The following is a 25,282-nucleotide window of genomic DNA, read 5'->3' as shown; positions in this document are numbered from 1 at the left end:
ATGGCTTGACGCGAACAATTACGCATGTAAACATGGATTCACTTACACGCGTAAACGGTGACTCATGGCGATCAGCGAAGCCGAAGCGGTGGTGATGGACGTGCTCTGGCGCGAGGCCCCGCGCACGGCCGAGGAGATCCTGGCCGAGGTCGGGCCCGCGCAGGGCTGGCAGGAGGGCACGGTGAAGTCCCTGCTCAACCGCCTGCTGAAGAAAAAGGCCGTGCAGGCCGAACGCGACGGCCGCCGCTACCTCTACACGCCGCTGCTGGCGCGCGAGCAATACGTGCAGCAGGAGAGCAAGGGCCTGCTCGATCGCCTGTTCGGCGGCCGCGTGGCGCCCTTGGTGGCGCACTTCTCCGAGCAGCGCAAGCTGTCGAAGAAGGACATCGCCGAACTGCGCAAACTGCTGAAGGAGCTCGACGATGAGCAGCATTGATGCGCTGGTGACCGCATGGACCGCCCGCGGCTGGCTGGCACTGCTGGCATTCACCGCTGCCGTGCTGGTCGTCGCCGCCGTGCGCAGGCCCTGCCGCCGTCTGTTCGGCACCGGACTCGCGTTCCAGCTGTGGCTGTTGCCGCCGCTGGCGGTGCTGGCTAGCCAACTGCCGCATGCGGCAGTTGCTCCGGTCGTGGTGTGGTCGCCGGTGATATCCGCAATCACCTCGGCCGCCGCGTTGCCGGTACAAGCCGCCGGGTCGGCTGTCATCGACTGGCGCACATGGGTCGTGCTGGCATGGCTGCTTGGTAGCGTGCTAAGTCTGCTGCTGGCGGCGCTCGCGCAATCGCGTTACCGCGCGCGGTTGCGTGGTGCCACCCGTATCGTTGACGAGCACTCGCACTGGCCGATGCTGCGCGCGCCCGGCTCGGATATCGGCCCCGCCCTGGTCGGTGCCTGGCGCAGTCGCATCGTGCTTCCGGCCGATTTCGAATGTCGCTACGACCCCACCGAGCAGATGCTGATCCTCGCCCATGAAACTACCCACGCGCGCCGCCGCGATGGCTGGTGGTGCTTGCTGGCGCAACTCGTTGTCGCGTTGTTCTGGTTCCATCCTCTGGCCTGGTGGGCACTCGCCGCGTTACGCCATGACCAGGAACTGGCCTGCGATGCCGCGGTGTTGCGCGCGCATGGCACGCAGCGGCGCAGTTATGCGAATGCGATGTTGAAGACCCAGTCGGCCGCGCTCGCATTACCGGTGGGTTGCCCCTGGTCACCCCGTCATCCCATCACGGAGCGAATCGCCATGTTGAAAATGCAACAGCCTGATCTATTCCGCCGGCGTGCCGGTGGCGTTCTCCTCGCCGTTCTCGCCATCGGCGTGGCCGGTGCCGTCTACGCCTCGACACCTTCGCCACAGGCAAATGTCGGCGGCGGCATCAGTGATCGCTACACGCTGAAGATCGACGTCGCCATGGCAGGCCATTCCGACTCGATGCATTTCATCCGCTGCCTGAAGCCGGGCGAATACGCCGAGCTGAGCGGAACCGACGCCAGCAAGCTGTCGTGGCAGGGCCGTTTCGCGGTGTCGCCGGAGGCCAGCGGTCAACTGGAAATCAGTGCGGAGGTCGATACCCGTTTTGATCGCGGTGGCGGCAATGTGCGAACGCAGTCGGCCAAGCCGATCGTGCGGACCATGCCTGGCCAGCAGGCGAGCATCGTGTTCGGCCAGGTCGTTGACGGTGGACCCCAGCAAAGTGGGAAGCTCGAAGACAACACCATCAACATCGCGCTCACGCCAAGCATGGGCTGCGATGGTGAATCGCTGTCTTCTGCCGCGGCCCAGCCAGGCACGATCAGTCTGAAGCTCAAGAATGTTTCCGCGCGGGCTGCCGCTGAATATGTCGCGGCCAAAGTAGGGTTTGTACTGGTCGATCCGGAGGTGCTGGATGAGCGCCAGATGACTTTTGATTACGCCGAGATATCGGCTGAGGCAGCCCTCCATATGATCGGAATGATCGAAGGCAAGCAGGCAGTGATTGAGGGCAAGCAGGTGCGTTTCGTGGATAAGTGACCGAGCAAGCTGGCTATACTCATCCGATCACTATTTCGGAGAGCGTCGTGAAGCCGCGTCATCTGCTTGTTGCCCTTGCCACCCTCGGAATCACCGCCATGAGCCATGCCGCCGTTTCGCCCGTGCTGGTCATCCATGGCGGCGCCGGCGTGGTCGTGCGTGACATGACGCCGGCGAAGGAGCACGCCGTGCGTGCGGCGATGACCCAGGCGCTGCAGCAGGGTCATGCCCGGCTCAAGGCCGGCGACAGCGCGCTGGACGCGGTGACTGCGGCGATCACCGTGCTGGAGGACGATCCGAACTTCAACGCGGGCAAGGGCGCGGTGTTCACCCATGACGGGAGAAACGAGCTCGACGCGGCGATCATGGATGGCTACACCTTGCGTGCCGGCGCGGTGGCCGGAGTCGAGCACGTGAAGAATCCGATCCTGCTGGCGCGCGCGGTGATGGAGCATTCGCCGCACGTGATGCTGTCCGGCGCCGGTGCCGAAGAGTTCGCGAAGGAGCAGGGCATCACCCTGGTCGATGCCGCGTATTTCCGCACCGATGCGCGCTGGCAGCAATTGCAGCGGGCGCTGAAGGAGGATGCGGCAAAGCAGCCGCATGCGGACGTCGAGACGGCCAAACACTTCGGCACGGTGGGTGCGGTGGCGCTGGACGCGCGCGGCCACCTGGCCGCCGGCACCTCCACCGGCGGCATGACCGACAAGCGCTGGGGCCGCATCGGCGATTCGCCGATCATCGGCGCCGGCACCTACGCCAACGAGAGCTGCGCGGTCTCCGGCACGGGCTGGGGCGAGTTCTACATCCGTGCCGTCGCGGCACATTCGATCTGCATGAAAGTGACCCAGATGCGCGTGCCGCTGAAACGCGCCGCCGCCGAGGTGATCAACCAGCAGATCCCGTCGATGGGCGGCAACGGCGGCGCCATCGCGCTGGACGCGGAGGGCCACATCGCGATCCCGTTCAACACCGACGGCATGTATCGTGGCTGGATCGGCGCCGACGGCGTGCCGCACGTGGCGATCTACGGTGACGAGGATGACGGCACCACGGAAATCCCGGAGCCGGTTCCCGCCGAGAGCGACGCCCAACCCTGACGCGCTGGGCGGACACCGTCCGCCGCTCCCGGCCGCGGTGCACGGAAGAGCCGGCGGGCAGCGCGAGTCCTACCTGATTTTGCGCATCTGCGCGGGAGTGAGTTCGCCGCTGATGCCCAGGCGACTGCCGTCGGCGCGAATCACCAGTACGCGCGGGGTCTCGCCGCCCCAGGTCGGATCGAGCAGGAAGTTGAGGCGCTCGGGCATGGCTTCGGCGTAGGCGCGATTCGGGAGGCCGTCCACTTTCATGTGCTGCAGCCGTGCCTCGATCGCCCGGCGGCGTTCGATGCTGTCGGTGGTGACGATCACCAGTTCGATGTCGCGCGGGTGGGTGCGCTGCAGTTTGGCCAGCGCCTCCAGATTGGGCTCGCAATAGGCACAGTCCAGCGCCCACAGCGCGATGATCCGCTCGCCGTGCGTCGGCGGCTTCAGCAGCGCGGCGATGTCGCCGGCGGCCAGCGGTTGCAGCGTGCCGGCCATGGCCAGCACGGGGAACAACAGGGCCACGATCAGCACCAGTCGCTTCATGGCGTCACCCGGATCAGGCGAAAGCCTTGGGCCGTGTTCCATGCGACGAAGGCGTGGCCGTCCTTCTGCAACAACTGCGGCGAGCCGGCGGCGCCGGCGCTGCTCGCGATCTCGCGGGCAGCGTCGAAGTGTGCGCCGTTGTCGGTCGATCGGCGCAGCATCAGGCGATAGCCATCCGCATCGACCTGGTTCCAGGTCACCCAGACAGTGCGGCCATGCACTGCCACGTCGGCGTGGCTGGCGCCGGCCCCGGCGAGCTTCAGCAACTGCTGCGGCCGCTGGCCGGGATCGAGCTGGCCGTACCAGATTGCGGGACCGTGGCCGGCCTCGTACCACACCGCGTGACGCACGCCGTCGGCGCCGACGCCCAAGCCCGGACCATGGTGCGGGCAGCCGGCGATGTGCCAGTCGCTGAAGGTCGCACGCTCGACATGGGGTGCACGGCCGTCGGTGTGCAGCACGGCAAACGCGTGGTCGCGGATGTTGTCGCCATAAATGCCGCGGAAGAACGCGGCGACCTCGCCGTCGGGCATGCGCGCCAGCGCGATGCGGCAGCATTCGCAACTGTGGTCGACCAGCCTGCGTTCCGGCACGAAGCTCTTGCCGCCATCGTCGGACCAGCTGTAGTACACCGCGGCACCTTCGTACGGCCGGCCGGCTGCCTTTGCGGCCTCGAGATCACGCTTGTCGATCCAGGCGACCACGATGCGGCCGTGGCCATCCACGGCCAGCGCATCGAAGCGATGGGTGATCTCGGCGCGGTCGTGGTGCACGGTGATCGGCGTGCTGAAGTGTTCGCCGCCGTCCACCGAACGGGCGAACCGCACGAAGCCGGTCCACGGCGCGGCGCGCGGCTGCGACCAGCTCACGTAGAGCTCGTCGTGCGGACCGAAGGCGATCTTCGGCCGGTTCTCGCCTTCGCTGTAGATGCGTTCGGCGACCGCGTTCACCGGCATCGGCGCGCTCAGCGTGCGACCGTCGTCGTCGGAGCGGCGCAGCCGCACGTGGCCATCGGCCGCGTCCACGACGTACAGGCCGCCATGGCTGTCGAACGCCGCGCTGGCGCCCAGCGCGGGGCTTTTCGGCATCTCCATGTGCATGCCGTCGTGGGCGAAGGCGACGGCCGAGAGCAGGCAGAGCAGGGCGATCAGCAGGTGGCGCATGGAGTGTTCCTCGGGTTTTCGGCCTTGCTTCCCCTGCCCGCAAGGGGAGGGCGGGAGTGGATGTCACAACTCCCAGCGCAGCTCGCCGAACCAGGTACGACCGGCGTAGGGATGGTAGACCCAGTAATGTGTATTGCCGATGTTGTCCACGCCCAGCGCGGCAGTCCAGGCCGGCGCGAATTTCCAGCGCAGCTTTGCGTCGGCGACGGTGAAACGGCTCACCGCGCCGTAGCTGTCGACGTGGTCGCTGTTGTCCAGGCTGCCGTACTGGCGGCCGGAGTGGCGGATGCCCAGCGAGGCGTCCCACTGTGGCGCGAACCGGTAATCCGCGAACACGCTGGCGCGCAGCTTCGGGATGCGCGGAAATACCTTGCCCTCGGCCAGCGGGTACTGGCGATCGCGCAGCGTGCGGGCATCGTTGAAGGCGAGGCTGGCGGACAGGTCGAGCCCGTCGAGCCAGACGTCGTGGAAGTCGAACGCGCCTTCGATGCCGCGTCCGCGCATGCGGTCGATGTTCTGCACGCTGGTCACGCTGGGGCTGACGGTGATGTCCGTCTGCGTGTACAGCGAATCGGCGATCAGGTCCTGGTACAGCGAGACGCGCCAGTGGCCGTTGCCCGTGTGGCGGGTCAGGGTGAGGTCGGTGGAGCGGTCGACTTCCGGCGCGAGCGCGGGATTGTTGTTGACGATGGCGCCGGCCGAGATGCTGCCCTGGAACAGTTCGGACGCGGTGGGGTAGCGCACCGCCTTGCCCCAGGCCAGTCGCAGCTCCCAGTTCTGTGCGAAGTCCCAGGTCAGCGCAGCCTTGGGCGAGAAATCGGTGCGCTTGCGGTCGGCGTAGCGCAGCGTGTCGACGGCGTTGGCGAGCACGCCGCGGTAGGCGCGCCATTGCTCCAGCCGACCGCCGAGGGTCAGCGTCCAGGTGTCGGTGAAGCTCCACACGTCCTGCAGGTAGGCGGCGCGGGTCTGGGTGCGGCCGGCGTAGACGCTGCGCAATGCTCCGTCGGCGCCGCTGCGCCAGTCGCTGGCATCGCGCACGCGCGTCGTCAGCACGTAGCGGTCGCCGTGCACGCCGGCGTACAACAGGTGGCGCTCGCCGAGCGGGCCGGAGCTGCGCAGGTCGAACGTGTCCCAGCCCGAACCATCCTTGCTCGCCACGGTGCCGGGGCCGCCGCGTGGCCTGCCGGGCTCGGCCAGGCTGGCGCTGTGCAGTCGCGAATGCCGGAAATCGTAGTGGCTGGCGACGGCGGTCCAGCGCCAGTCGTTGTCCAGCGTGCCGTTCAGTTCGAGCCCGTACAGCAGGTGGGTGTCGCGCGCATTCGACGGCGCCAGGCCGCTGGCGGGCAAGGTCCAGGTTTTGCCGGCCGCGTCGATCACGCCGCCGCTGACCAGGGTGCCGTCGGCATCGCGGATCAGGCTGCGGGTGCGATCCTCGGCGCGGTTGTGCCACCAGCCCACGGTGGCCAGCGCCGCGACATGCTCGCCGAGGTCGAAGCCGAGCTTCAGCTTGGCCTGGTCCTGCACGGTGTGCTCGATGCTGTTGGCGCCGTAGACCAGCCGCGGCGAACCGTTCGGGTTGCGGTCGGCGGTGGCACCGGTCACCGGCACCGCGAGCGCCGGATCGCCGCCGGCCCGGGCGGTGGCGTACTGCATCGGTTGGCCGTGGTTGTCGAGGCGGCTGTATTCCAGCAGCCAGCTGAAACGCCCCCGCTTGTCGCCCAGGGTGAACGCGGCCTGGTGGCCGTCGTAGTGGCCGCCGGCGCCGTAATCGTCGGCATAGTCCTGGCTGAAGAACCTCGCGTCGACGCTGGCGGTGAACTGCTGCGGCAGCACGGTGTGGATCAGCACCGTGGTGCCCAGCGAGTTGCCCGGATACAGCGCGGAATACGGTCCGTACAGGATGTCGACCGCGCCGATCTCGCCGGGCGCGACCATGCCCCAGCGCGGTGCGCCATCCCAGCCGTTGGTCATCAGGTTGGAGAGCAGCAGCCCGTCGGCATAGACCAGGCTGCGCGCGCTCTGCAGGGTGCCGGCGTTGCGGCCGCTGATGACGGCGTTCGGATCGCCGATGTAGCGCTTGCGCACCTGCATGTTCGGCACGTACTTCAGTGCATCGGCGCTGTCGGTGCTGTTCTGCCGCTGCAGTTGCAGGCGCGTCACGCGCACCTGCACGGCGGGCGTCTCGGTGACCATGGTGTCGCTGGCGTGTACCGAGACCGGCGACAGCGTCACCGGGTGGGTGGGATCGGAGGCCAGCGCGGGGCTGGCACACAACACGAGCGCAAGTGCGCAAAAGCCGGAGGGGAGGCGTTTCAAAGTGAAACTCTGGATGGGGGTCCAAGGTTCAATCATAGTCCGCTGCACGCGGTGCGACAGACGGCAACTTGTCGCAGCATGGAGCGTGCATGGGATGCGCGCGGCACCAAAAGGTGCCGGCGCCGAACCTCACTCCTCGCCGGGGCGCTCGCGCACCGGGTGCTTGCCGAGCTTGCGCTGCAGCGTGCGGCGGTGCATGCCGAGCCGGCGCGCGGTCTCGGAAATGTTGCCGTCGCATTCGGTGAGCACGCGCTGGATGTGCTCCCACTCGAGCCGGCGCAGGGCCAGCGGCTGTTCGGGGGCGTCCGGCGGCTCGTTGTCTTCGGGCGCGGCGGCATCGCCGTCGAGCAGGGCGCGCACCACCGCGTCGGCGTCCACCGGCTTGGCGAGGTAGTCGTGCGCACCTCGCTTGATCGCCTCCACCGCGGTGGCGATCGAGGCATAGCCGGTCAGCAGCAGCACGCGCAGGTCCGGCACCAGGGTATGCAGCTCGGGGATCAGTCGCAGGCCGTTCTCCTCGCCGAGTTTCAGGTCCAGCACGCAGTAGCGCGGGCGATGGCGGCGGGTCAGCGCGCGTGCCTCGTCGAAATTGCTGGCGGTGATGACCTCGAAGCCGCGCGAGCCGAGCGCGCGGGCCAGCACGCGCAGGAACGTGGCATCGTCGTCGACCAGCAGCAAGGGGCGCACCGGATCGGCAAGGGGCGACTCGGTCATGGTTCGGTTTCCTTCACTCGGGCAGGCGTCCATTCTTGCCGGAAGCGGCGCCGGTTGCACGCCTGGCGCGTCAGCGCCCGGTATCGACCGGTTCGGCGATCACCGCCAGCGGCAGCCGCAGGCACATCTCGGCGCCCTGTTCGACGTTGCGCGCCACCAGTTCGCCGCTCAGGCGCTCGGCCGTGGCCTCGGCCAGCGCCAGGCCGATGCCGAGCCCGCTCTGCTTGCGCGAATAGCCGAGCCGGGTCAGTTCGTCGGCGGTGTCGAAACCCGGGCCGCGGTCGGACACGCTCAGCTCCAGCCAGCGGTCGTCGCGGGTGATGCGCAGCGACACGGCATTGGAGCCGTTGGCCGCCGAGGCGTCGGCGGCATTGTTGAGCAGGTTGATCAGCGCATGGCGCAGCCCGGCCGGCGTGCGCAGCACCAGCGCCGCCAGCGTCTCGTCGAGGCTCAGGGCAAGCTCCGCTTCGGGCCGCAACAGCTGGAAGCGCTCCAGGCAACCGTGGATGAACTTGTCCACGCGGATGCGCTCGGGGTCCTGCGACAGCTGCGCCTTGCCGAAGGCGATCATCTCGCGCAGGATCGTGCGGCAGCGATCCACCTGGTCCTCCAGCAGCGCCAGATCCTCGTCCAGCAGCGGGTTGCCGGCGTGTTCGCGGCGCAGCTCCGGCAGCAGCGTGCGCATGGTCGACAGCGGCGTGTTCAGCTCATGCGCGGCCCCGGCCGCCTGGGTGGCGATGGCCAGGATGCCCTCGCCGCGCAACGCGCGTTCGCGCACGCGCTGCACCTCTTTCTGCTGCTCGCGCAGCACCCGCGCCAGGCGGCTGATGAAGAAGCTGAGCAGCAGCGCCATGATGACGAAGTTCACGCCCATCCCCGCCACGTGCAGCGAGAACCGCCCGGGCGCGCTGCCATGCGGGGGCAGCGGCAACGGAACATGCGCGTAGAGCAGGATCACGTAGGCCACGCCGGCCAGCGCCGACACCGCCAGCACCGAGCGCCCGGGCAACGCCGCCGCGGTGAGCGCTATCGGCACCAGCAGCAGGGTGATGAACGGGTTGCTGGCGCCGCCGGTGAAATACAGCAGGTAACCCAGCACCAGCGTGTCGAACGCGATGTGACAGACCGCTTCCCACTCGCGCAGCGGCCACGGTTGCGCCAGCCGCCAGGCGGCAAACACGGCGAACACCGCCAGCACGCCGATGCCCAGCAGCAGCGGCAGCAGCGGAATCTGCAGATCCATCCACCATGCGCACACCAGCACCGCGGTGCTCTGGCCGGCGATCGCGCACAGCCGCAGCCACGCCAGCGCGCGGGTCAGTGCGTGGGGTCCTACCTGTCGGATGACGATCTGCTGTGGCATGGCAGGCAATGTGTTGCGCGGTGTCGCGACCCGCCGGGTCGGCGGGTCGCCTGATCGCCGCCGGGCTTACTGCTCCGAACCGATCGTCGGCAGCGGCGCCGGGTTGTTGTGCGCGTGATGCTGTGCCGACAGCTTGCGCATCAGCGGCAGCACGGCCAGCGCGATCACGGTGCAGGCGATGCCGGCCCAGCCCAGCTTGCTGAACAGGCTGGTGTAGATCGGCATGGTCTGCAGCGGGTCGGTGATGTTCTCCGGAATGCTGGCGAAGTTGGCCACGATGCCGCCCAGGTACTGCGACACGCCCGAGGCGACGAAGTACGCGCCCATCATGAAGCCGCCCATGCGCTCGGGCACGTAGCGCGCGATCATCGCCAGGCCCAGGCCGCTGACCAGCAGCTCGCCCAGCGACGAGGCGCCGTAGCCCCACACCATCACCCACGAGCTGGTCTTGCCATCCACCGCGAAGTGCGCGGCCCAACTGTAGATGAAGAAGCCCAGCGCCACCGCGGCGAAGCCGAGCGCGAACTTGGTGGCGATGGAGATGTCCTTGCCGCTGCGCCCGGCGGCGTTGTAGAGCAGCGCCAGGATCGGGCTCAGGATGAAGATCCAGATCGGGTTGAACGACTGGAACTGCGCCGGCGCCCAGTTCCACAGGTGGACGCCGAATACGTCGAAGCTCGGGTTCACGTTGCGCAGCGCGAACAGGTTCAGCGAGGTCGACATCTGCTGGTAGAAGATGAAGAAGAACACCGTCTGCACGGTGAGCACCAGCGCGGCGATCAGGCCGGCGCGCTCGGAGCGCTCGCTGGTGCCGATCAGCCAGGCGAAGATGCCCAGCACCACCGCGGCGGCCACATAGACGAAGATGCGCGCCACTTCTTCATGGGCCAGCACGTAGGCCGAGGCGAACACGGTCAGCACGCCGACGCCCAGCACGGCCAGCAGCTTGCCCACGTGCATCGGCTGTTCGTCCGGCGCCGAACCGACGTGGTTCAGCGTGTGGCGCATCACCAGGTAGTTGGCCAGGCCCACCAGCAGGCCGAACGAGCACACCGCGAACGCGGCATGCCAGCCCAGCTCGTTGCCGTAGTGCAGGTTCACGTAATCCTTGATCCACGGCGTGAGCAGCATCGAGAACGTCGAGCCGATGTTCACCGCCATGTAGTAGATGGTGAACGCGCTGTCGATCTTGGAGTCGTCGCCCTCGTAGATCTTGCGCACCAGGTTGCCGGCGTTCGGCTTGAACAGGCCGTTGCCGACCACGATCACGCCCAGCGAGCAATACAGGAACCAGACGCTTTCGGTCGGTACGGCCATCAGCCCGTAGCCGACCGCCAGGATGGTGGCGCCCAGCAGCATGGTGCGCCGCGTGCCGAGGATCTTGTCGCCCACCCAGCCGCCGATCGCCGGTGCCACGTAGATCAGCGCCGCCGCGGCGCTCCACACCAGGTTGGCCTGCTCATCGGGGAAGCCCAGGCGCTGGACCATGTAGTAGACGATGAGCGCCTGCATACCGTAGTAGCCGAAGCGCTCCCACATTTCGATCAGGAAGACGGTGCTGAAGGACTTCGTCTGCGAGACGGCTGGGTTCTGGGTGGCCATGTTTTCCCCGGGCATTGGTTCAAATCCTGGTGGCGTGCGCACACGCACCGGTGCCGCTGGACCCTGAACGGATCACAACCGGGCAAGGGTAGCGCATCCCCCCAAAGGTCATAGCTGCACCGCCGCATGACAATTCGTGCGCTGCGTGCTTGCGCTGTGTGCGCCCGATGGGGCGGAGGAACGGCTGTGGCATCATGGCGTGCCCGCGTTCCGCGGCGCGACAGGAGCCCGTTCGCCATGCCCCAGGCAAGCTTTCCCCGGACCGCGCGCGTCCGCGTTTCCTCCCGCACCGGCGCCGCGTCGCCGGTGTCGGCCTGAAGCGGAGGCGCAGCATGCCGGCCGAGGGTTTTCGGGGTCCGCGCCAGGTCTGGAACGCGTTTCGCTGGTCGATGAAGGGGCTGCGCGCCGCCTGGCGCCACGAGGCCTCGTTTCGGCTGGAGGCGATGCTGGCGGTGGTGCTGATTCCGCTCGGCCTGTGGCTGGGCGAGGGTGGCGTGGAAAAGCTCCTGCTTGTCCTCGCGCCGCTGCTGGTGCTGTCGGCGGAGCTGCTCAATTCGGCGATCGAGGCAGTGGTGGACAAGGTCAGCCCCGATTTCAACGAGCTGGCCGGCCGCGCCAAGGACATGGGTTCGGCGGCCGTGTTCGTGCTGCTGGTGCTGGTGGCGTTGAGCTGGGGCCTGATCCTGCTGCCGCGCTGGTTTTAGCTCCCGGTCGTGCTCATTGCGCCGGGACAGGCCGGATGCTGCAATGCAGATCCGTCCGCTCAGGAGCGATGCCATGAAAATCTTGCGTACCTTGATGATTCTGCTGCTGGTCGGCTTGATGTCCGGCTGCGGCTACAACGCCATGCAGCGTCAGGACGAGGCGGTCAAGGCAGCCTGGTCCGAAGTGCTGAACCAGTACCAGCGCCGCGCCGACCTGGTGCCGAACCTGGTCAACACGGTCAAGGGCTATGCCCAGCACGAGGAGAAGGTCTTCGTGGAGGTGACCAACGCGCGCGCCAAGGTGGGCAGCCTGCAGGTCAACGCCGACACCATCAACGATCCGCAGAAGCTGCAGCAGTTCCAGGCCGCACAAGGCGAGCTGGGCAGCGCGTTGTCACGGCTGATGGTGGTCAGCGAAAACTATCCGCAGCTGAAGGCCGACGGCCTGTTCCAGAACCTGCAGGCGCAGCTGGAAGGCACCGAGAACCGCGTCACCGTGGCGCGCAACCGCTACGTGCAGGCGGTGCAGCAGTACAACGCGATGATCCGCACCTTCCCCAACAACATGACCGCCAAGATGTTCGGCTACAAGGTCAAGCCGAACTTCAGCGTGGACAACGAGAAGGCCATCTCCACCGCGCCCAGGGTGGATTTCGGCACCAGTGCGCCAGCGCCCGCGACTTCGGCGCACTGAAGTGATCCGCCGCCTGCTGCCGCTGCTGGCGTTGCTGCTGTGCCTGCCGGCGGCGCTGCAGGCGGCGGTGCCGCAACTGGCGCGGCACGTGACCGATCTCACCGGCACGCTCAACGCGGCCCAGGTCGACCAGCTCGACGCGCAACTGGTGGCGCTGGAAAAGGCCAAGGGTGCGCAACTGGTGGTGCTGATGGTGGGCAGCACCGGCGAGCAGCCAATCGAGGAGTACTCGCTGGCGGTCGCCGAAGCCAACAAGATCGGCCGCAAGGGCACCGATGACGGCGTCCTGCTGCTCGTCGCCAAGAACGACCGGCGCGTGCGCATCGAGGTCGGTTATGGCCTGGAGGGCGCGATCCCCGACGCCGCCAACGCGCGCATCATCCGCGAGTACATCGCGCCGAAGTTCCGCACGGGCGACTATTTCGGCGGCATCCACGACGCCGTCGGCGCGCTGACCCAGCTGATTGACGGCGAGCCATTGCCGCCACCGGTGGAAGGGGCGCCGCGCGAGGATCGCGGCCTCGGGCTGCAAGGCATGTTGATGATTGCGTTGTTCGCCGCGATCTTCCTGCGCGGCGTGCTGGGCCGGGCGCATGCGCTGGTACGGGTGCCGCTGGGCGGCGCGCTGATTGGCGGCCTGTTGTGGCTGCTGGTTTCCGTCGGCGCCGGCGTGCTCGGCGCGGTGGTGGGCGGCATCGTGATGCTGCTGCCTTCCGGCGGCGGGCGCTCGATCGGCGGTGGCGGCTGGGGCGGTTTCGGTGGCTTCGGCGGCGGCGGCTTCGGCGGCGGAGGTTTCGGCGGCGGAGGTTTCAGCGGAGGCGGCGGCAGCTTCGGCGGCGGCGGTGCCTCGGGGAGCTGGTGACATGACGCGCATGCAACGAGTGCTGGCAAACATGTTCGAGGGCTGGTTCCAGCTGCGGCGGCGTTTTCCCGCCAGCTTGCTGGACGAGATCACGGCTGCCATCGCCGCCGGCGAACGCGGTCACCACGGCGAAGTGCGCGTGGCCATCGAATCGCGACTCCACCCGCTGGCCGTACTGGGCGGACTTGACGCAGCCATCCGCGCGCGCCAGCTGTTCAGCCAGCTGCGCGTGTGGGACACCGAGCACAACAGCGGCGTGCTGCTGTACGTGCTGCTGGCCGAGCATCGCATCGAGATCATTGTCGACCGCGGCATTGCCGCACGCGTGTCGCCGGCGGCATGGGCCGGCATCTGCACCACCATGCGCAACCACTACGCAAACGGCGAATGGCGCGAAGGCAGCCTGGGCGGCATCGCCGCCACCCACGCCCTGCTGCTGCAGCACTTTCCCGCCCACGACAAGGCCAATCCCGACGAGCTGCCGGATCGGCCGGTGTTGCTGTGAACGCGCGCGGGCGTGTCCCGTGGCCAGACCGGCACTCGTAGGAGCCCGCTCGCGGGCGACGTTTTTGCAGGTCCCTGGTCCGAGACAAGAGCATCGCCCGCGAGCGGGCTGCGTGCCTGCGCCCGCGGCATCTTTCCGAATCCTTGCGTGACGCTACACTTGGCCTTTGCCCGATCGGCCCCTTCCGCATGTCGCAGCCTTTTGTCGCCCAATTCGATCCGGTCGCCTTCCATGTCGGCCCGGTGCAGGTGCACTGGTACGGCCTGATGTATCTGCTGGGCTTCCTCTTCGTCGCCGTGCTGGGCGAATACCGGCGCCGCCGCGGACGCCTGCCGGTGAGCCGCGACGCGCTGGGCGACTTGCTGTTCTACGGCATGCTGGGCGTCATCGTGGGCGGGCGCATCTGGTACATGCTGTTCTATTACGAGGGCGGCATCGGCTGGATCTGGCGCGAGCCGCTGGTGCTTTTCAAGGTGTGGGATGGCGGCATGAGTTTCCACGGCGGTCTGCTCGGCGTGCTCGCCGCAGGCTGGTGGTGGTCGCGGCGCAACGCGCTGCACTTCTTCGACACGGTCGATTTCGTGGCTCCGCTGGTGCCGCTCGGACTGGGCCTGGGACGGCTCGGCAACTTCATCAACGGCGAACTGTGGGGCAAACCCGCGCACCATGCATGGGCGATGATTTTCCCCGGCGCACAGGCCGAGGACATCGCCTGGGCCACGGCGCACCCGGCCTGGCTGCCGCAGCTGCAGCAGTTCGGCGGGCTGACCCGACATCCCTCGCAGCTCTACGAACTGTGCCTTGAAGGCGTGGTGATGTTCGTGGTGCTGTGGCTGGTGTCGATGAAACCGCGGCCGCGTTACCTGGTGTCGGGTTTGTTCGCGCTGCTGTACGGCGTGTTCCGTTTCGCGGTGGAGTTCGTGCGCGTGCCCGACGCGCAACTGGGCTATCTGTTCGGCACCGACTGGGTGACGATGGGACAGATGCAGTCGCTGCCGCTGATCGCGGTCGGGCTGGTGCTGATCGCCATGTCCCGCCGCGCGCCCACCTTGGCACTGGCGAATCCGGCGTAGGGCGGGCACTGCCCGCCAAGTTCCTGACGTACGTGCGGCGGGCATTGCCCGCCCTACAAACTGGCCGGCCCCTCGTAGGGCAGGCACCGCCCGCCGGCCGTTCCCGGCACGGCAATGGTGGCATCGCCCGAACTGCGGGCGACGTCAGAAGTTGCGGTCGCCGCCCAGGATGTCGCCCAGGCCGCCGAGGATCGAGCCCTCGCCGCGACGTTGCCCGCCGCCCTGCGGCGCGGCTGCCAGCATGCGACCGGCCAGTCGCGAGAACGGCAGTGATTGCAGCCACACCGTGCCCGGGCCGGTCAGCGTGGCCAGGAACACGCCCTCGCCGCCGAACAGCATGCTCTTGATGCCGCCGACCGCTTTCACGTCCATGTCCACGGTGTCGTGGAAAGCCACCACGCAGCCGGTGTCCACGTCCAGCCGTTCGCCGGCGGCCAGCTCGCGTTTGATCATGGTGCCGCCGGCATGCACGAATACCCAGCCGTCGCCTTCGAGCTTCTGCATGATGAAGCCTTCGCCGCCGAACAGGCCGGTGAGGATCTTGCGCTGGAAGAAGATGCCCAGTTGCACGCCGCGCGCGCCGGCCAGGAACGCGTCCTTCTGGCAGATCAGCCGGCCGCCGTGGTCGGAGAGTTTCATCGCCAGCACGGTGCCGGGGTAGGGCGCGGCGAAGGCGACCCTGGCCTTGCCCTGGCCGCGGTGGGTGAACACCGTGGTGAACAGGCTCTCGCCGGTGATCACGCGCTTGCCGGCGGAGAGCAGCTTGTCCATCAGGCCGCCGCCGCTCTGGCCGCCGCTGGAGCCGTCGCCGAACACGGTATCCATCTGCACGCCGGCCTCCTTGTACATCAGCGCGCCGGCCTCGGCGATCGCGCTTTCGCCCGGATCGAGTTCGATCTCGACGAACTGCATGTCCGTGCCCACGATCGTGTAGTCGATCTCGTCGGCGCGTCCGCTGCCCAGCGTCGCCGGCACCGGCGGCGGACCCATCGCCGCGCCCAGTTCGGCCACGCTGCGGATCGCCTTCCACTCGGTGAAACCTTCGCGCCAGCAATAGCCGTCCGGCTGGCGCCGGGCCTGCGCCATCGCGGCGGCGTCATCCAGCGGGCCGACGCGTTCGGTATTCTTGCCGTAGCTGAAAAACCACGCTGCCATGACCGTCTCCGTGCGGAAAAGCCAGAGTCTAGCCGTGGCCCCTGCAGGAGTGCACCTTGTGCGCGATGCTCTTGTGCCGTGCCTCGAAGAGCATCGCGCACAGGGTGCGCTCCTGCCTATACTTGGCCGATGCATCCATACCTCGACCTGCTCCGCCACGTCCTCGACCACGGCACCCCCAAGGCCGACCGCACCGGCACCGGCACGCGCAGCGTGTTCGGCTGGCAGATGCGGTTCGACCTTGCGCAGGGTTTTCCGCTGGTCACCACCAAGAAGCTGCACATCAAGTCGATCGTGCACGAGCTGATCTGGTTCCTGCGCGGCGACACCAACATCGCCTACCTCAAGGAACACGGTGTGCGCATCTGGGACGAGTGGGCCGACGCCAACGGCGATCTCGGCCCGGTCTATGGTCAGCAGTGGCGCGCGTGGCCGACGATCGACGGCGGCACGATCGACCAGATTTCCTGGGTGGTGGACGAAATCAGGCGCAACCCCGATTCGCGGCGGTTGATCGTCAGTGCCTGGAACGTCGGCGAGTTGCCGAAGATGGCGCTGATGCCGTGCCACACGCTGTTCCAGTTCTACGTGGCCCCTTCGTCGGGCCCGGGACAGGCTGCCAGGCTCAGCTGCCAGCTCTACCAGCGTTCGGGCGACATCTTTCTCGGCGTGCCGTTCAACATCGCGAGTTACGCGTTGCTCACGCACATGATTGCGCAGGTCTGCGGCCTGGCCGTGGGCGATTTCGTGCATACCCTGGGTGACGCCCATTTGTACGACAACCATGTCGAGCAGGCACGCTTGCAGCTGAGTCGCGAGCCGCTGCCGCTGCCGCGGCTGGTGCTCAATCCCGAGGTGCGCTCGGTGTTCGATTTCCGTTGCGAGGACATCGCGATCGAAGGCTACCAATCGCACCCGGCGATCAAGGCCGCGGTGGCGGTCTGATTCCGTGCGCGGCGCGGCCTGCTAAGATTCCAGACATCCCGCGGCGCCCGAGTGGCCGCCTTTTCGATGATCACGATTGCAAGGATTTCCCATGGCCATCTCGCTCATTGCCGCACTCGATGAAAACTTCGCGATCGGCCGCAAGGGCCAACTGCCATGGCACCTGCCGGACGATCTGCGCTGGTTCAAGCAGCTGACCGTCGGCAAGAATGTGCTGATGGGCTACAACACCGCCGTCTCGATCGGCCGCGCGCTGCCGGACCGGGTCAACATGGTGCTCACCCGCCGCCATGAGGCGCCGTTTCCCGGCCAGATCACCGTGCGCTCGATCGAGGAGGCGCAGGCGCGTTGCAGCAACACCGGCCTGTTCGTGATCGGTGGCGGCATGGTGTTTGCCGAGGCGCTGCCCAACGCGCGGCGGATGTACCTGACCTGGGTCAGCGCGGCAATCGACGGCGCCGACACGTTCTTCCCCGGCGTGCACTTCAGCGATTGGACTGAAGTCTCGCGCGTGCACCACAAGGCCGATGCCGAGCACGCCTACGACTTCGACATGGTCGAGTACCTGCGCAACGCGTGATGCCCGCAACGGTCATGCACGTGATGGCTGGCGTCCTGCTGGACGACAATGGTTGCGTGCTGCTGGCGCAGCGCCCGGCAGGCAAGCATCTGGCGGGATTCTGGGAGTTCCCCGGCGGCAAGCTCGAAGCCGGCGAGACACCGCTGGCGGCACTGGCGCGTGAACTGCTGGAAGAGCTGGGCATCCACGTGCGCGACGCCGAGCCCTTGGTCTGCTTGCCGTGGCGATACGAGGATCGGGAGCTGCTGCTCGATGCCTGGCGCGTCTCGTCGTGGCGCGGGGAACCCCGTTCGCTCGAAGCACAGCCGTTGCAGTGGATGCTGCCGGCAAGCGTCGACCCGATGATCCTCGCTCCCGCGGACCGGGTGATTCTGGCTGCGCTCGGGTAGGGCGGGCACCGCCCGCCGCTTTTCTGCACAGCAGCCAGCGGGCGGTGTCCGCCCTACTCGCCGAAGTTGCGCCCTCCCGAGTGGCGCGGTTCGACGCAACCCCAGTCTGGGGGATAGATACCTTCTCGAACCGCGCGGTGAAAACTGGAGTATGGCCAATCTTTCACCTGCGCCACGAGCCCATGTTTGGCCGGGTTGTAGTGTGTGTAATCCATATGGGCGTGGTAATCGCGGATATTGCGAATCCTGTGCTCCCAGAACCGGGGTTGCCACAAGCCGCTGTCGCGACGTGGACCGGTTGCGTGCGGCAGATCCGAGTGTCTGGAGAAGCTCGCCTTGATGAGGCCCCAGCGAGTGGAAAAATCCTGGTCGCCAGCCGGCAACGTCCAGATGGCATGCATATGGTCGGGCAGGATCACCCAGGCATCGATGTGGAACGGCATCCGTCGAAGTACCGCGGCTACGCTTTGGCGCAAGATGGACGCCGAGTGTTCATTCGCCAGAAAACGGCGTCGCTGCGCAGTGACCACGGTGAAGAACCAGGTGGCGCCGTTGACCCGGGCTCGTCGATAGTTCGGCATGTACATGAGGCTAACCGGCCGGCGTGTGGGGGCAACGTCGGCGCGCGACCATGGATGTTGTCGGGGGTTGCGGCCAAGGTTGGCGGGCGGTGCCCGCCCTACACGGCGATCCTGTAGGGCGGGCACCGCCCGCCGCTCCTTCGCACGAGGTCGGTGGGCGTTGCCCGCCCTACGCGGTGGCCAGTGCCAGGTACCGCTGGTGCAGTTCGGCCACGGGCTGATCCAGCGCGCTTTCGTCGCCGCTGTTGTCGATCACGTCGTCCGCGAGGGCGAGGCGCTCGGCGCGAGTGGCTTGCTGCTCGATCATGCGCCGGGCCAGGGCCTCGTCGACGCCGTCGCGGGCGATCAGGCGAGCCAGTTGCACCGACTCGGGGACGTCGACCACCAGTACGCGGTCGACCCAGCGGTACTGCGCGATGTTCTCCGCCAGCAGCGGGATCGCCAGCAGGCAATACGGCGCGCTCCCGCTCTGCGCGCGTTCGCGCAACCAGGCACGCACGCGCGGGTGGATGATGGCTTCCAGCCTGCGTCGCGCGGCGGGATCGGCGAAGACGCGCCGGCGCATCGAGGGACGATCCAGCTCGCCGCGGTCGTCCAGCACGTCCGCCCCGAATGTGGCAACCACCTCGGCAAGGCCTTCGCTGCCGGGTGCGATCACCTCGCGGGCAGCCACGTCGGCGTCATGCACCGGCACGCCCAGCGCCTCGAAGCGCCGCGTCACCGCGCTCTTGCCGGCGGCCACGCCGCCGGTCAACGCCACCACGAGGCGCGGCCCGCCGCTCATCGCAGGCCGGTGAAGTGCATGTAGCCCTGCAGCAACTGGGGACCGGCCATGAACCACACCCAGCCGGCGGCGGCCAGGAACGGTCCGAACGGCATCGGGATTTCGCGCCCGTGCCTGCGCAACGCGATCAGGCTGCCGCCCACCAGGGCGCCGATCAGCGAGGACAGCAGGATCACCGGCAGCAGGGCCACCGGCCCCATCCACGCGCCCAGCGCCGCCAGCAACTTGAAGTCGCCGTGGCCCATGCCTTCCTTGCCGGTGAGCAGCTTGAACGCCCAGTAGACGCTCCACAGGCTCAGGTAGCCGATCGCCGCACCGATGATCGCCGAAGGCGCGCTGGCGAACAGCGGGATCAGCGACAGCACCATGCCCAGCCACAGCAGCGGCAGGGTCAACTGGTCCGGCAGCAACTGCGTGCGGAAGTCGATGCCGGCCGCGGCGATCAGCACCCAGGTGAACACCAATCCTGCCAGCGCGGTCCAGGACGGTCCGAATTTCCAGACCACCAGCGCGCTCAGCACGCCGCTGAACAGTTCCACCAGCGGATACTGGATCGAGATCTTCGCCTTGCAATAGCGGCAGCGTCCGCGCAGCAGCAGCCAGCCGAACAGCGGAATGTTGTCGGCCGCCGACAACGGATGCTTGCAATGCGGGCAGTGCGAAGGCTCGCGCACGATACCCGGCGGCAGCGGCGCGTCATCCGCCGGCAACTCCAGCACCTCGCGCGCCTCCCGGCGCCAGCTTGCGGTCATGCGCTCGGGCAGGCGCAGGATCACCACGTTGAGGAAACTGCCCACCAGCAGGCCGAGCACGGCGGCGAGGGCGATCCAGACGGCGAGGGGTAGTTCGGGCATGCGTCGGCCTTGTGCGTTCATGGTCCCCGGGCGGGGCAGGGTTCAAGGGTACGGTGCCGGGGCGCCGCCCACAAACGAAAGCGGCGGGCAGTGCCCGCCCTACGAGATATCACGCCGTAGGGCGGGCACTGCCCGCCGCTTTTTGTTTCGAGCGCTCTAGAACGTGCCGGCCAGCTTGAAGATCGGCAGGTACAGCGCGATCACGATGCCGCCGACCAGGGTGCCCAGCACCACCATGATGAGGGGTTCGAGCAGGGTGGAGAGGGTGTCCACCGCGTTGCTGACCTCTTCCTCGTAGAACTCGGCGACCTTGAACAGCATGCTGTCCAGCGAGCCGGACTCCTCGCCGATGCCGGTCATCTGTACCACCATGTTGGGGAACAGGCCGGTCTGTTTCATGGCCAGCTGCAACTGGTGGCCGACCGAGATGTCGTCGCGCATCTGTCGCACGGCGTCGCCGTAGACGATGCTGCCGGTGGCACCGGCCACGGCATCCAGGGCTTCCACCAGCGGCACGCCGGCGCGGAAGGTGACGCCCAGCGTGCGGGCGAAGCGGGCGATCGCGGAGTTGCGCACGATGTCGCCCATCACGGGCATTTTCAGCGCAAGGCGATCCAGGAAGTGGGCGAACTTCGGCGAGCGCTTCTTGCCGATGACGATGGCGGCGATGCTGCCGACGATGATGCCCACCACGATGTACCAGTAGCCCTGCATGAACTCCGAGGCGTCGACCAGGAACTGGGTCGGCGCGGGCAACTGCGCACCCGCGTCCTGGAAGGTCTTGGCGAACACCGGCACCACGAACAGCAGCATGATCAGGATGACGATGAACACCACCGCCAGCACCATCATCGGGTAGAACAGCGCCTTCTTGATCTTCTTCTTGATCGCCTCGGTGCGTTCCTTGTAGGTGGCCACCGTGTCCAGCACGGTGTCCAGCACGCCCGAGGTTTCGCCGGCATGCACCAGGTTGCAGTACAGCTCGTCGAACTGCACCGGGTAGCGGCCCAGCGCCTCGTGCAGCGAGGCGCCGCCCTCGATGTTCTGCTTGACGTCGAGCAGCACGTTCTTGAAGCGGACGTTCTTCTGACCGTCGGCGATGATGTCGAAGGACTGCACCATCGGCACGCCGGAAGCCATCATGGTGGCGATCTGGCGGCTGAAGATCGCCACGTCGCCCGGCTTGATCGTGCTGCCGGAGGCGCCGAACAGCGGCTTGGCCCGTTCGCGCACGGTTTGCGGGTTCATGCCCTGGCGGCGCAATTCAGCCTTGACCAGCGAGGCGTTCTTGGCGGGCATGTCGCCCTTCATGCGCTTGCCGCGCTTGTCCAGCGCCACCCATTCGTAAGTGGTCAGTTGACTGACCTCGGCCCGCTGGGCGCCGAGCGCACGCGTCTTGTCTGCCCTTGCTTTTGCGGTTGCGGTAGCCGTGGCCATGCGCATCTTCCCCCGATGGTTCGATCTCGAAGCCGGCGCGCGGGCCGGCTGGCAAGTCATTTTCTACAGCTTAGGTCATTTTCGGCGCTGCAAACCGTGGCGCCTTGCGCAAGTTCCGCAGCGCTGCAGCCCCGCCGGGCGTCATTCCTTGGTCACCCGGTCGATCTCGGTGAGACTGGTCAGCCCCTGCTTCACCTTGAGCAGGGCCGAGGCGCGCAGGTCGTTGACTCCGGCGGCCTTGGCCACTTCGGCGATCTGCATCGCATTGCCGCCCTGCAGGATGATCTTCTGGATATCCTCCAGCATCGGCATCACCTGGTAGATGCCCACGCGGCCCTTGTAGCCCTCGTTGCAGCCCTCGCAACCCACGGCCTGGTAGATGGTCAGGCCGGCGTCGATGTCGGCCTGGCTGAAGCCGGCATCCAGCAGCACCTTCGGCGGCAGCTCGATCGGCTTCTTGCATTCGTGCAGGCGCCGGGCCAGGCGCTGGGCGATGATCAGGGTCACCGACGAGGTGATGTTGTAGGGCGCGATGCCCATGTTCATCAGGCGCGCGATCGTCTGCGCCGCGTCGTTGGTGTGCAGGGTGGACAGCACCATGTGGCCGGTCTGCGCGGCCTTGATCGCGATCTCGGCGGTTTCCAGGTCACGGATTTCGCCGACCATGATCACGTCCGGGTCCTGGCGAAGGAACGAACGCAATGCGCTGGCGAAGGTCATGCCGCGCTTGGCGTTCTGCTGCACCTGGTTGATGCCCTCGACGCGGATTTCGACCGGGTCCTCCACCGTGGAGATGTTGCGCTCGGCGGTGTTGAGCATGTTCAGGCCGGTGTACAGCGACACCGTCTTGCCCGAGCCGGTGGGGCCGGTGACCAGCACCATGCCGTAAGGCTTGTGGATCGCATCGACGTAGAGCTTCTGCTGCTCCGGCTCGTAGCCCAGTTTCTCGATGCCGATCTTGGCCGCCGAACCGTCGAGGATACGCAGCACGATCTTCTCGCCGAACAGCGTCGGCAGCGAGCTGACGCGAAAGTCGATCGCGCGGGTCTTGGAGAGGTTGAGCTTGATGCGGCCGTCCTGCGGCACGCGCTTCTCGGCGATGTCCAGCTGCGCCATCACCTTCAGGCGCGAGGAGATCCGGTTGGCCATCTTCATCGGCGGGCTGGCCACGGCCTTCAACATGCCGTCCATGCGCAGGCGCACCCGGTACTGGGTTTCGAACGGTTCGAAATGGATGTCCGAGGCGCCGCGGCGAATCGCGTCGACCAGGATCTTGTTGACGAACTTCACCACCGGGGCGTCGTCCGTGGCATTGGCGTCGATGCCGGTGGATTCGGCCTCGTCGCTGCCCACCTCCAGATCCAGCTCGTCGAACTCGCCGGTATCCATGTCCGGCATGTTGTCGCGCATGGAGTTCAGCAGGTTCTCGATCGTCCGCTGCAGCGAACTGCGCTCGACCAGGATCGGCTCGACCAGGCAATTGGAATGGAACTTGATCTCGTCCAGCGCGTGCGACTGGGTCGGGTCGGCGATGCCCACGAACAGGCGCTTGCCGCGCCGGAACAGCGGCAGCGCCTGATGCTTGGTCATCAGCGCCTCGCTGATCAGGTCCAGCGGCATCGTGGTCGGGTTGAGCGAGGTCACGTCCATCATCGGCATGCCGAACTCGAGCGAAAGCACCCGCGTCAGCTGCGCGTTCTCGACCAGGTTGTGATCCAGCAGCCACGCGCCCAGCGACACCTTGCGTTGCGTGCTGTCGACCATCGCCTTGCGAACGTCATCCTCGGGCAGCAGCCCTTCGGACACCAGGCGGCGCGCCATGCCGGTCAGGCCTGCGAGCGACGGTTGCGGTTGCGATGACATAACTTACGTGACCCTTTCCCCGTATGTGGTTGAATCTACCGCAGTCTGGCGCTCAGGTCATCCTTTGCCTGCGCTTCGATCCGATAGGGTGATGCAGCGCACAAGCCGGCAGCCGCGCCAGGCTTGGCGCAGGCGTCGGACGGCTTGCCGAATGGACAAGCAAGAATCGAACCGCATCGGCACGCCGTGTGATCGAATCGCATCATGGGTGTCCCCCGGCTTTCCAGGCAGCGAACTCCGAAGGGCGCAATTGATACCGCGCAATATTGCCTTCGTGCAATTGCAGCAACTCATTGAGGGCCATGGCAACGAAAGCTTCCCTGTCCTCGGCGGCCACGTTATCGCCAGCCAGGGGCTGGATCACCTCGGCTGTGGCGGCGAGGCCGTCACGAACCACTCGGCCGACGACTCGCAACAGCTCGTCGCGATAGCGCAGGCGCAGTGGATCGGGTTCGGGCAGCGCCTGCTTGATCAGGGTGTAGCGGCGGCACGAGCGTTCGTAGGCCCAGGCAAAAACATCGCGCAACAATTCGACGCGGTTGAGTTCATACACGGCCAACGTGCCATCGACATACGCGGCCTTGGGGACATCCACGAACGACAGCGGCGCCAGGTTTTGCTTGATCAAGGGGATGTTCGCCGCGAGCCGGGACACGCGTTTGTTGACGTCAACGAAAGGTTGCAGATAAGGCAGTTGCACCATCACGAAAAACGCTTGTTCAAAAGCATCCTCGATGGCGGTTGCCTTGGCCAGCAAGGTATCGAAGCCGTCGACGATCTGCTGAGGAATGGCGACAGGGTGGTAAACCGTACCCGTGATGCCGATGTCGATCCCGCGCAAGCGTCCACCGGCCCCAGTGTCCGTCAGCAGGTTCTCCGCCAGCAGGGCGTGCAGGTTCTGCAGGGTGTAACGGTTGAACCCGATCAGATCCGCTTGGCCCACCAGCATCTCGATGGCAGCCTTGTGGTTCAGGATCATCTGGGCTTCCAGGCGATCCTTTCCCGCGGCATAGCGGCCGAACTCGACCAGGTTCTGCGTGTCCAGCCGTGAATAGGTGTTGCCTTCCAGGCGGCTCGATGACCACGAAAGATCGACCAGCAGGCGATCCATGACTTGGCGTGCGTACGTTCCGGCCGGTTGCAGATCAGCTTGCGAACGGCCGAGTTCATGCAGATGTGCACGCAGGTCACGCGCCAGGTAGAAGCTGTGGTTGGGCTGGTAATCGTCGAGAAATTTTCGCTGGTAGCCGACCGGCGTGCGCTGGAACAGGGGGCGGCGCATCAGGGTGCGCAGCTCGCTCCCTTCAGGGGAAAGGGGAATGTCGTCGTCGATGCCCGATGGATTCGTGCCGCTGCTGTCGCGAATATCCAGTGCCGAGGATGGCAGGGGGGGGTGGTAACGCCGGGCCGGTCCCTTGCCCTCCGCTCGTAGCCGCCCGTCCCGCACCAGTCGAGCCAGCCTGCGTTGCAGGGTTCGCCGGGGCAGGTTCGGAAAGCGCCGACCCAACATGTCTATGGATGCGCCGTGGCCGCCGTCTTCGATGGCGGCGACCAAGGCGTCCAGTTCTGCCGCAGGCAAGGTTTTTGGCATGACCGGTGTCTCTCGCAAGAAGTGGCGCAATCGGCATCATGGCCACGATTGCGCCATATAAAGTGGCGCGATGCAAGCGGAAAGGGCTATTGCGCCATATACAGTGGCGCGATACAGGCGGAAAGAGCTATTGCGCCACATAAAGTGGCGCGATAGGCACAAGGTCGTGTGCGGCAACACAGCCTGCGCGAGCTGACAGCTCAGGGCGGGCGGCGCGTCACACCTGCTCGAAGGGGAATCAGCGGGAGTTGTCGTCAGCAACTTTTTCGCCGCCGCCAACGCGGCCCCAACCAACTGATCCAGGTTGTAGTAGCCGCTCCACGAAAGTCACGTGCGGTTTGTCCTTCGCCAACTCCGCGTACTGCTTGAACAAGGCCCCGTTCTCCGCACGTGGTACGGGGTAGTGCCTGTTTCGAAATGTGCCGCCGCCGACCACCAATTGGCCTTCACGCTATGATCCCTTTTTCCCG

The 25,282-nt window shown here is 66.8% G+C and carries 24 protein-coding genes; 11 read left to right on the top strand and 13 right to left on the bottom strand.

Annotated elements, in window-relative coordinates:
- The first annotated feature begins 64 nt into the window (after positions 1-64).
- The 3 genes from ACVCMC_RS08860 (at position 65) to ACVCMC_RS08850 (ending at position 3,109) form a co-directional block, all read left to right on the top strand.
- The gene (locus ACVCMC_RS08860; protein ID WP_447099410.1) at positions 65-436 is read left to right on the top strand and encodes a BlaI/MecI/CopY family transcriptional regulator; all 372 of its coding nucleotides are present in this window, start codon (positions 65-67) and stop codon (positions 434-436) included.
- Positions 423-2,009: a M56 family metallopeptidase gene (locus tag ACVCMC_RS08855; RefSeq protein WP_447099409.1), complete on the top strand. Its 1,587-nt coding sequence runs from the start codon at positions 423-425 to the stop codon at positions 2,007-2,009. The genes ACVCMC_RS08860 and ACVCMC_RS08855 overlap by 14 nt, the downstream gene beginning before the upstream one ends.
- A 98-nt stretch (positions 2,010-2,107) precedes the next feature.
- Positions 2,108-3,109, top strand: coding sequence for an isoaspartyl peptidase/L-asparaginase family protein (locus tag ACVCMC_RS08850; protein WP_447099408.1), 1,002 nt, complete (start codon positions 2,108-2,110; stop codon positions 3,107-3,109).
- 69 nt (positions 3,110-3,178) lie between these two features.
- Here ACVCMC_RS08850 and ACVCMC_RS08845 read toward each other — a convergent pair whose 3' ends face one another.
- From ACVCMC_RS08845 to ACVCMC_RS08820, 6 genes are all read right to left on the bottom strand, one after another.
- Positions 3,179-3,637, bottom strand: a complete 459-nt coding sequence (locus ACVCMC_RS08845; RefSeq protein ID WP_447099407.1) for a hypothetical protein — start codon at positions 3,635-3,637, stop codon at positions 3,179-3,181.
- Positions 3,634-4,800: a sialidase family protein gene (locus ACVCMC_RS08840; RefSeq protein ID WP_447099406.1), complete on the bottom strand. Its 1,167-nt coding sequence runs from the start codon at positions 4,798-4,800 to the stop codon at positions 3,634-3,636. The genes ACVCMC_RS08845 and ACVCMC_RS08840 overlap by 4 nt, the downstream gene beginning before the upstream one ends.
- 63 nt (positions 4,801-4,863) lie before the next feature.
- Positions 4,864-7,152, bottom strand: coding sequence for a TonB-dependent receptor (locus ACVCMC_RS08835; RefSeq protein ID WP_447099405.1), 2,289 nt, complete (start codon positions 7,150-7,152; stop codon positions 4,864-4,866).
- A gap of 93 nt (positions 7,153-7,245) precedes the next feature.
- Entirely contained in the window at positions 7,246-7,830 is a 585-nt protein-coding gene (locus tag ACVCMC_RS08830) for a response regulator transcription factor (protein ID WP_395117065.1), read from the bottom strand.
- 70 nt (positions 7,831-7,900) lie between these two features.
- On the bottom strand, positions 7,901-9,193 hold the full coding sequence (locus ACVCMC_RS08825; RefSeq protein ID WP_395117067.1) for an ATP-binding protein: 1,293 nt from the start codon (positions 9,191-9,193) through the stop codon (positions 7,901-7,903).
- A 66-nt stretch (positions 9,194-9,259) separates the two neighbouring features.
- The gene (locus tag ACVCMC_RS08820; RefSeq protein ID WP_395117069.1) at positions 9,260-10,795 is read right to left on the bottom strand and encodes a peptide MFS transporter; all 1,536 of its coding nucleotides are present in this window, start codon (positions 10,793-10,795) and stop codon (positions 9,260-9,262) included.
- Between the two features lie 332 nt (positions 10,796-11,127).
- On the opposite strand from ACVCMC_RS08820, the gene ACVCMC_RS08815 reads away from it, so the two are divergent.
- The 5 genes from ACVCMC_RS08815 to lgt all read left to right on the top strand — a co-directional run bounded on the left by ACVCMC_RS08815 (position 11,128) and on the right by lgt (position 14,633).
- Positions 11,128-11,499 (top strand): diacylglycerol kinase, encoded by a 372-nt coding sequence (locus tag ACVCMC_RS08815; protein WP_395117071.1) that lies wholly within the window; start codon positions 11,128-11,130, stop codon positions 11,497-11,499.
- A 73-nt stretch (positions 11,500-11,572) separates the two neighbouring features.
- Positions 11,573-12,193 carry a LemA family protein gene (locus ACVCMC_RS08810; protein WP_447099404.1) on the top strand — a complete coding sequence of 207 codons (621 nt, stop codon included), beginning with the start codon at positions 11,573-11,575 and terminating at the stop codon, positions 12,191-12,193.
- A gap of 1 nt (position 12,194) precedes the next feature.
- On the top strand, positions 12,195-13,055 hold the full coding sequence (locus tag ACVCMC_RS08805; protein WP_447099403.1) for a TPM domain-containing protein: 861 nt from the start codon (positions 12,195-12,197) through the stop codon (positions 13,053-13,055).
- A 1-nt stretch (position 13,056) separates the two neighbouring features.
- Positions 13,057-13,560 (top strand): TPM domain-containing protein, encoded by a 504-nt coding sequence (locus ACVCMC_RS08800; protein WP_447099402.1) that lies wholly within the window; start codon positions 13,057-13,059, stop codon positions 13,558-13,560.
- A gap of 188 nt (positions 13,561-13,748) precedes the next feature.
- Positions 13,749-14,633 (top strand): prolipoprotein diacylglyceryl transferase, encoded by an 885-nt coding sequence (gene lgt / locus ACVCMC_RS08795; RefSeq protein WP_447099401.1) that lies wholly within the window; start codon positions 13,749-13,751, stop codon positions 14,631-14,633.
- A 144-nt stretch (positions 14,634-14,777) separates the two neighbouring features.
- Here the strand turns inward: lgt and ACVCMC_RS08790 are convergent, their stop codons facing one another.
- Positions 14,778-15,788, bottom strand: a complete 1,011-nt coding sequence (locus ACVCMC_RS08790; RefSeq protein ID WP_395117079.1) for a TIGR00266 family protein — start codon at positions 15,786-15,788, stop codon at positions 14,778-14,780.
- Between the two features lie 129 nt (positions 15,789-15,917).
- On the opposite strand from ACVCMC_RS08790, the gene ACVCMC_RS08785 reads away from it, so the two are divergent.
- The 3 genes from ACVCMC_RS08785 (at position 15,918) to ACVCMC_RS08775 (ending at position 17,702) form a co-directional block, all read left to right on the top strand.
- Entirely contained in the window at positions 15,918-16,733 is an 816-nt protein-coding gene (locus ACVCMC_RS08785; protein ID WP_447099400.1) for a thymidylate synthase, read from the top strand.
- A gap of 91 nt (positions 16,734-16,824) precedes the next feature.
- Entirely contained in the window at positions 16,825-17,313 is a 489-nt protein-coding gene (locus ACVCMC_RS08780; RefSeq protein WP_447099399.1) for a dihydrofolate reductase, read from the top strand.
- A complete protein-coding gene (locus tag ACVCMC_RS08775) occupies positions 17,313-17,702 on the top strand; it encodes an NUDIX domain-containing protein (RefSeq protein ID WP_447099398.1) in 390 nt (129 codons plus the stop codon). Before ACVCMC_RS08780 ends, ACVCMC_RS08775 begins: the two co-directional genes overlap by 1 nt.
- Before the next feature lie 53 nt (positions 17,703-17,755).
- On the opposite strand, the gene ACVCMC_RS08770 is transcribed toward ACVCMC_RS08775, so the two are convergent.
- The 6 genes from ACVCMC_RS08770 to ACVCMC_RS08745 form a co-directional block, all read right to left on the bottom strand.
- On the bottom strand, positions 17,756-18,289 hold the full coding sequence (locus ACVCMC_RS08770; RefSeq protein WP_447099397.1) for an REP-associated tyrosine transposase: 534 nt from the start codon (positions 18,287-18,289) through the stop codon (positions 17,756-17,758).
- Between the two features lie 163 nt (positions 18,290-18,452).
- Positions 18,453-19,067 carry a dephospho-CoA kinase gene (gene coaE / locus ACVCMC_RS08765; RefSeq protein ID WP_447099396.1) on the bottom strand — a complete coding sequence of 205 codons (615 nt, stop codon included), beginning with the start codon at positions 19,065-19,067 and terminating at the stop codon, positions 18,453-18,455.
- Complete coding sequence (locus ACVCMC_RS08760) at positions 19,064-19,921, bottom strand: prepilin peptidase (RefSeq protein WP_447099395.1); 858 nt, start codon at positions 19,919-19,921, stop codon at positions 19,064-19,066. The genes coaE and ACVCMC_RS08760 overlap by 4 nt, the downstream gene beginning before the upstream one ends.
- Before the next feature lie 156 nt (positions 19,922-20,077).
- Positions 20,078-21,358 (bottom strand): type II secretion system F family protein, encoded by a 1,281-nt coding sequence (locus ACVCMC_RS08755; RefSeq protein ID WP_395117093.1) that lies wholly within the window; start codon positions 21,356-21,358, stop codon positions 20,078-20,080.
- A gap of 141 nt (positions 21,359-21,499) precedes the next feature.
- Positions 21,500-23,221, bottom strand: coding sequence for a type IV-A pilus assembly ATPase PilB (gene pilB, locus ACVCMC_RS08750; protein ID WP_447099394.1), 1,722 nt, complete (start codon positions 23,219-23,221; stop codon positions 21,500-21,502).
- Between the two features lie 202 nt (positions 23,222-23,423).
- Positions 23,424-24,812, bottom strand: coding sequence for a Fic family protein (locus ACVCMC_RS08745; protein WP_447099393.1), 1,389 nt, complete (start codon positions 24,810-24,812; stop codon positions 23,424-23,426).
- Positions 24,813-25,282: the final 470 nt, after the last annotated feature.

The organism is Rhodanobacter sp. UC4452_H20 (assembly GCF_052978205.1).
The sequence above is the reverse complement of the archived record's forward strand: the minus strand, read 5'-3'. Positions and strand labels throughout refer to the sequence as shown.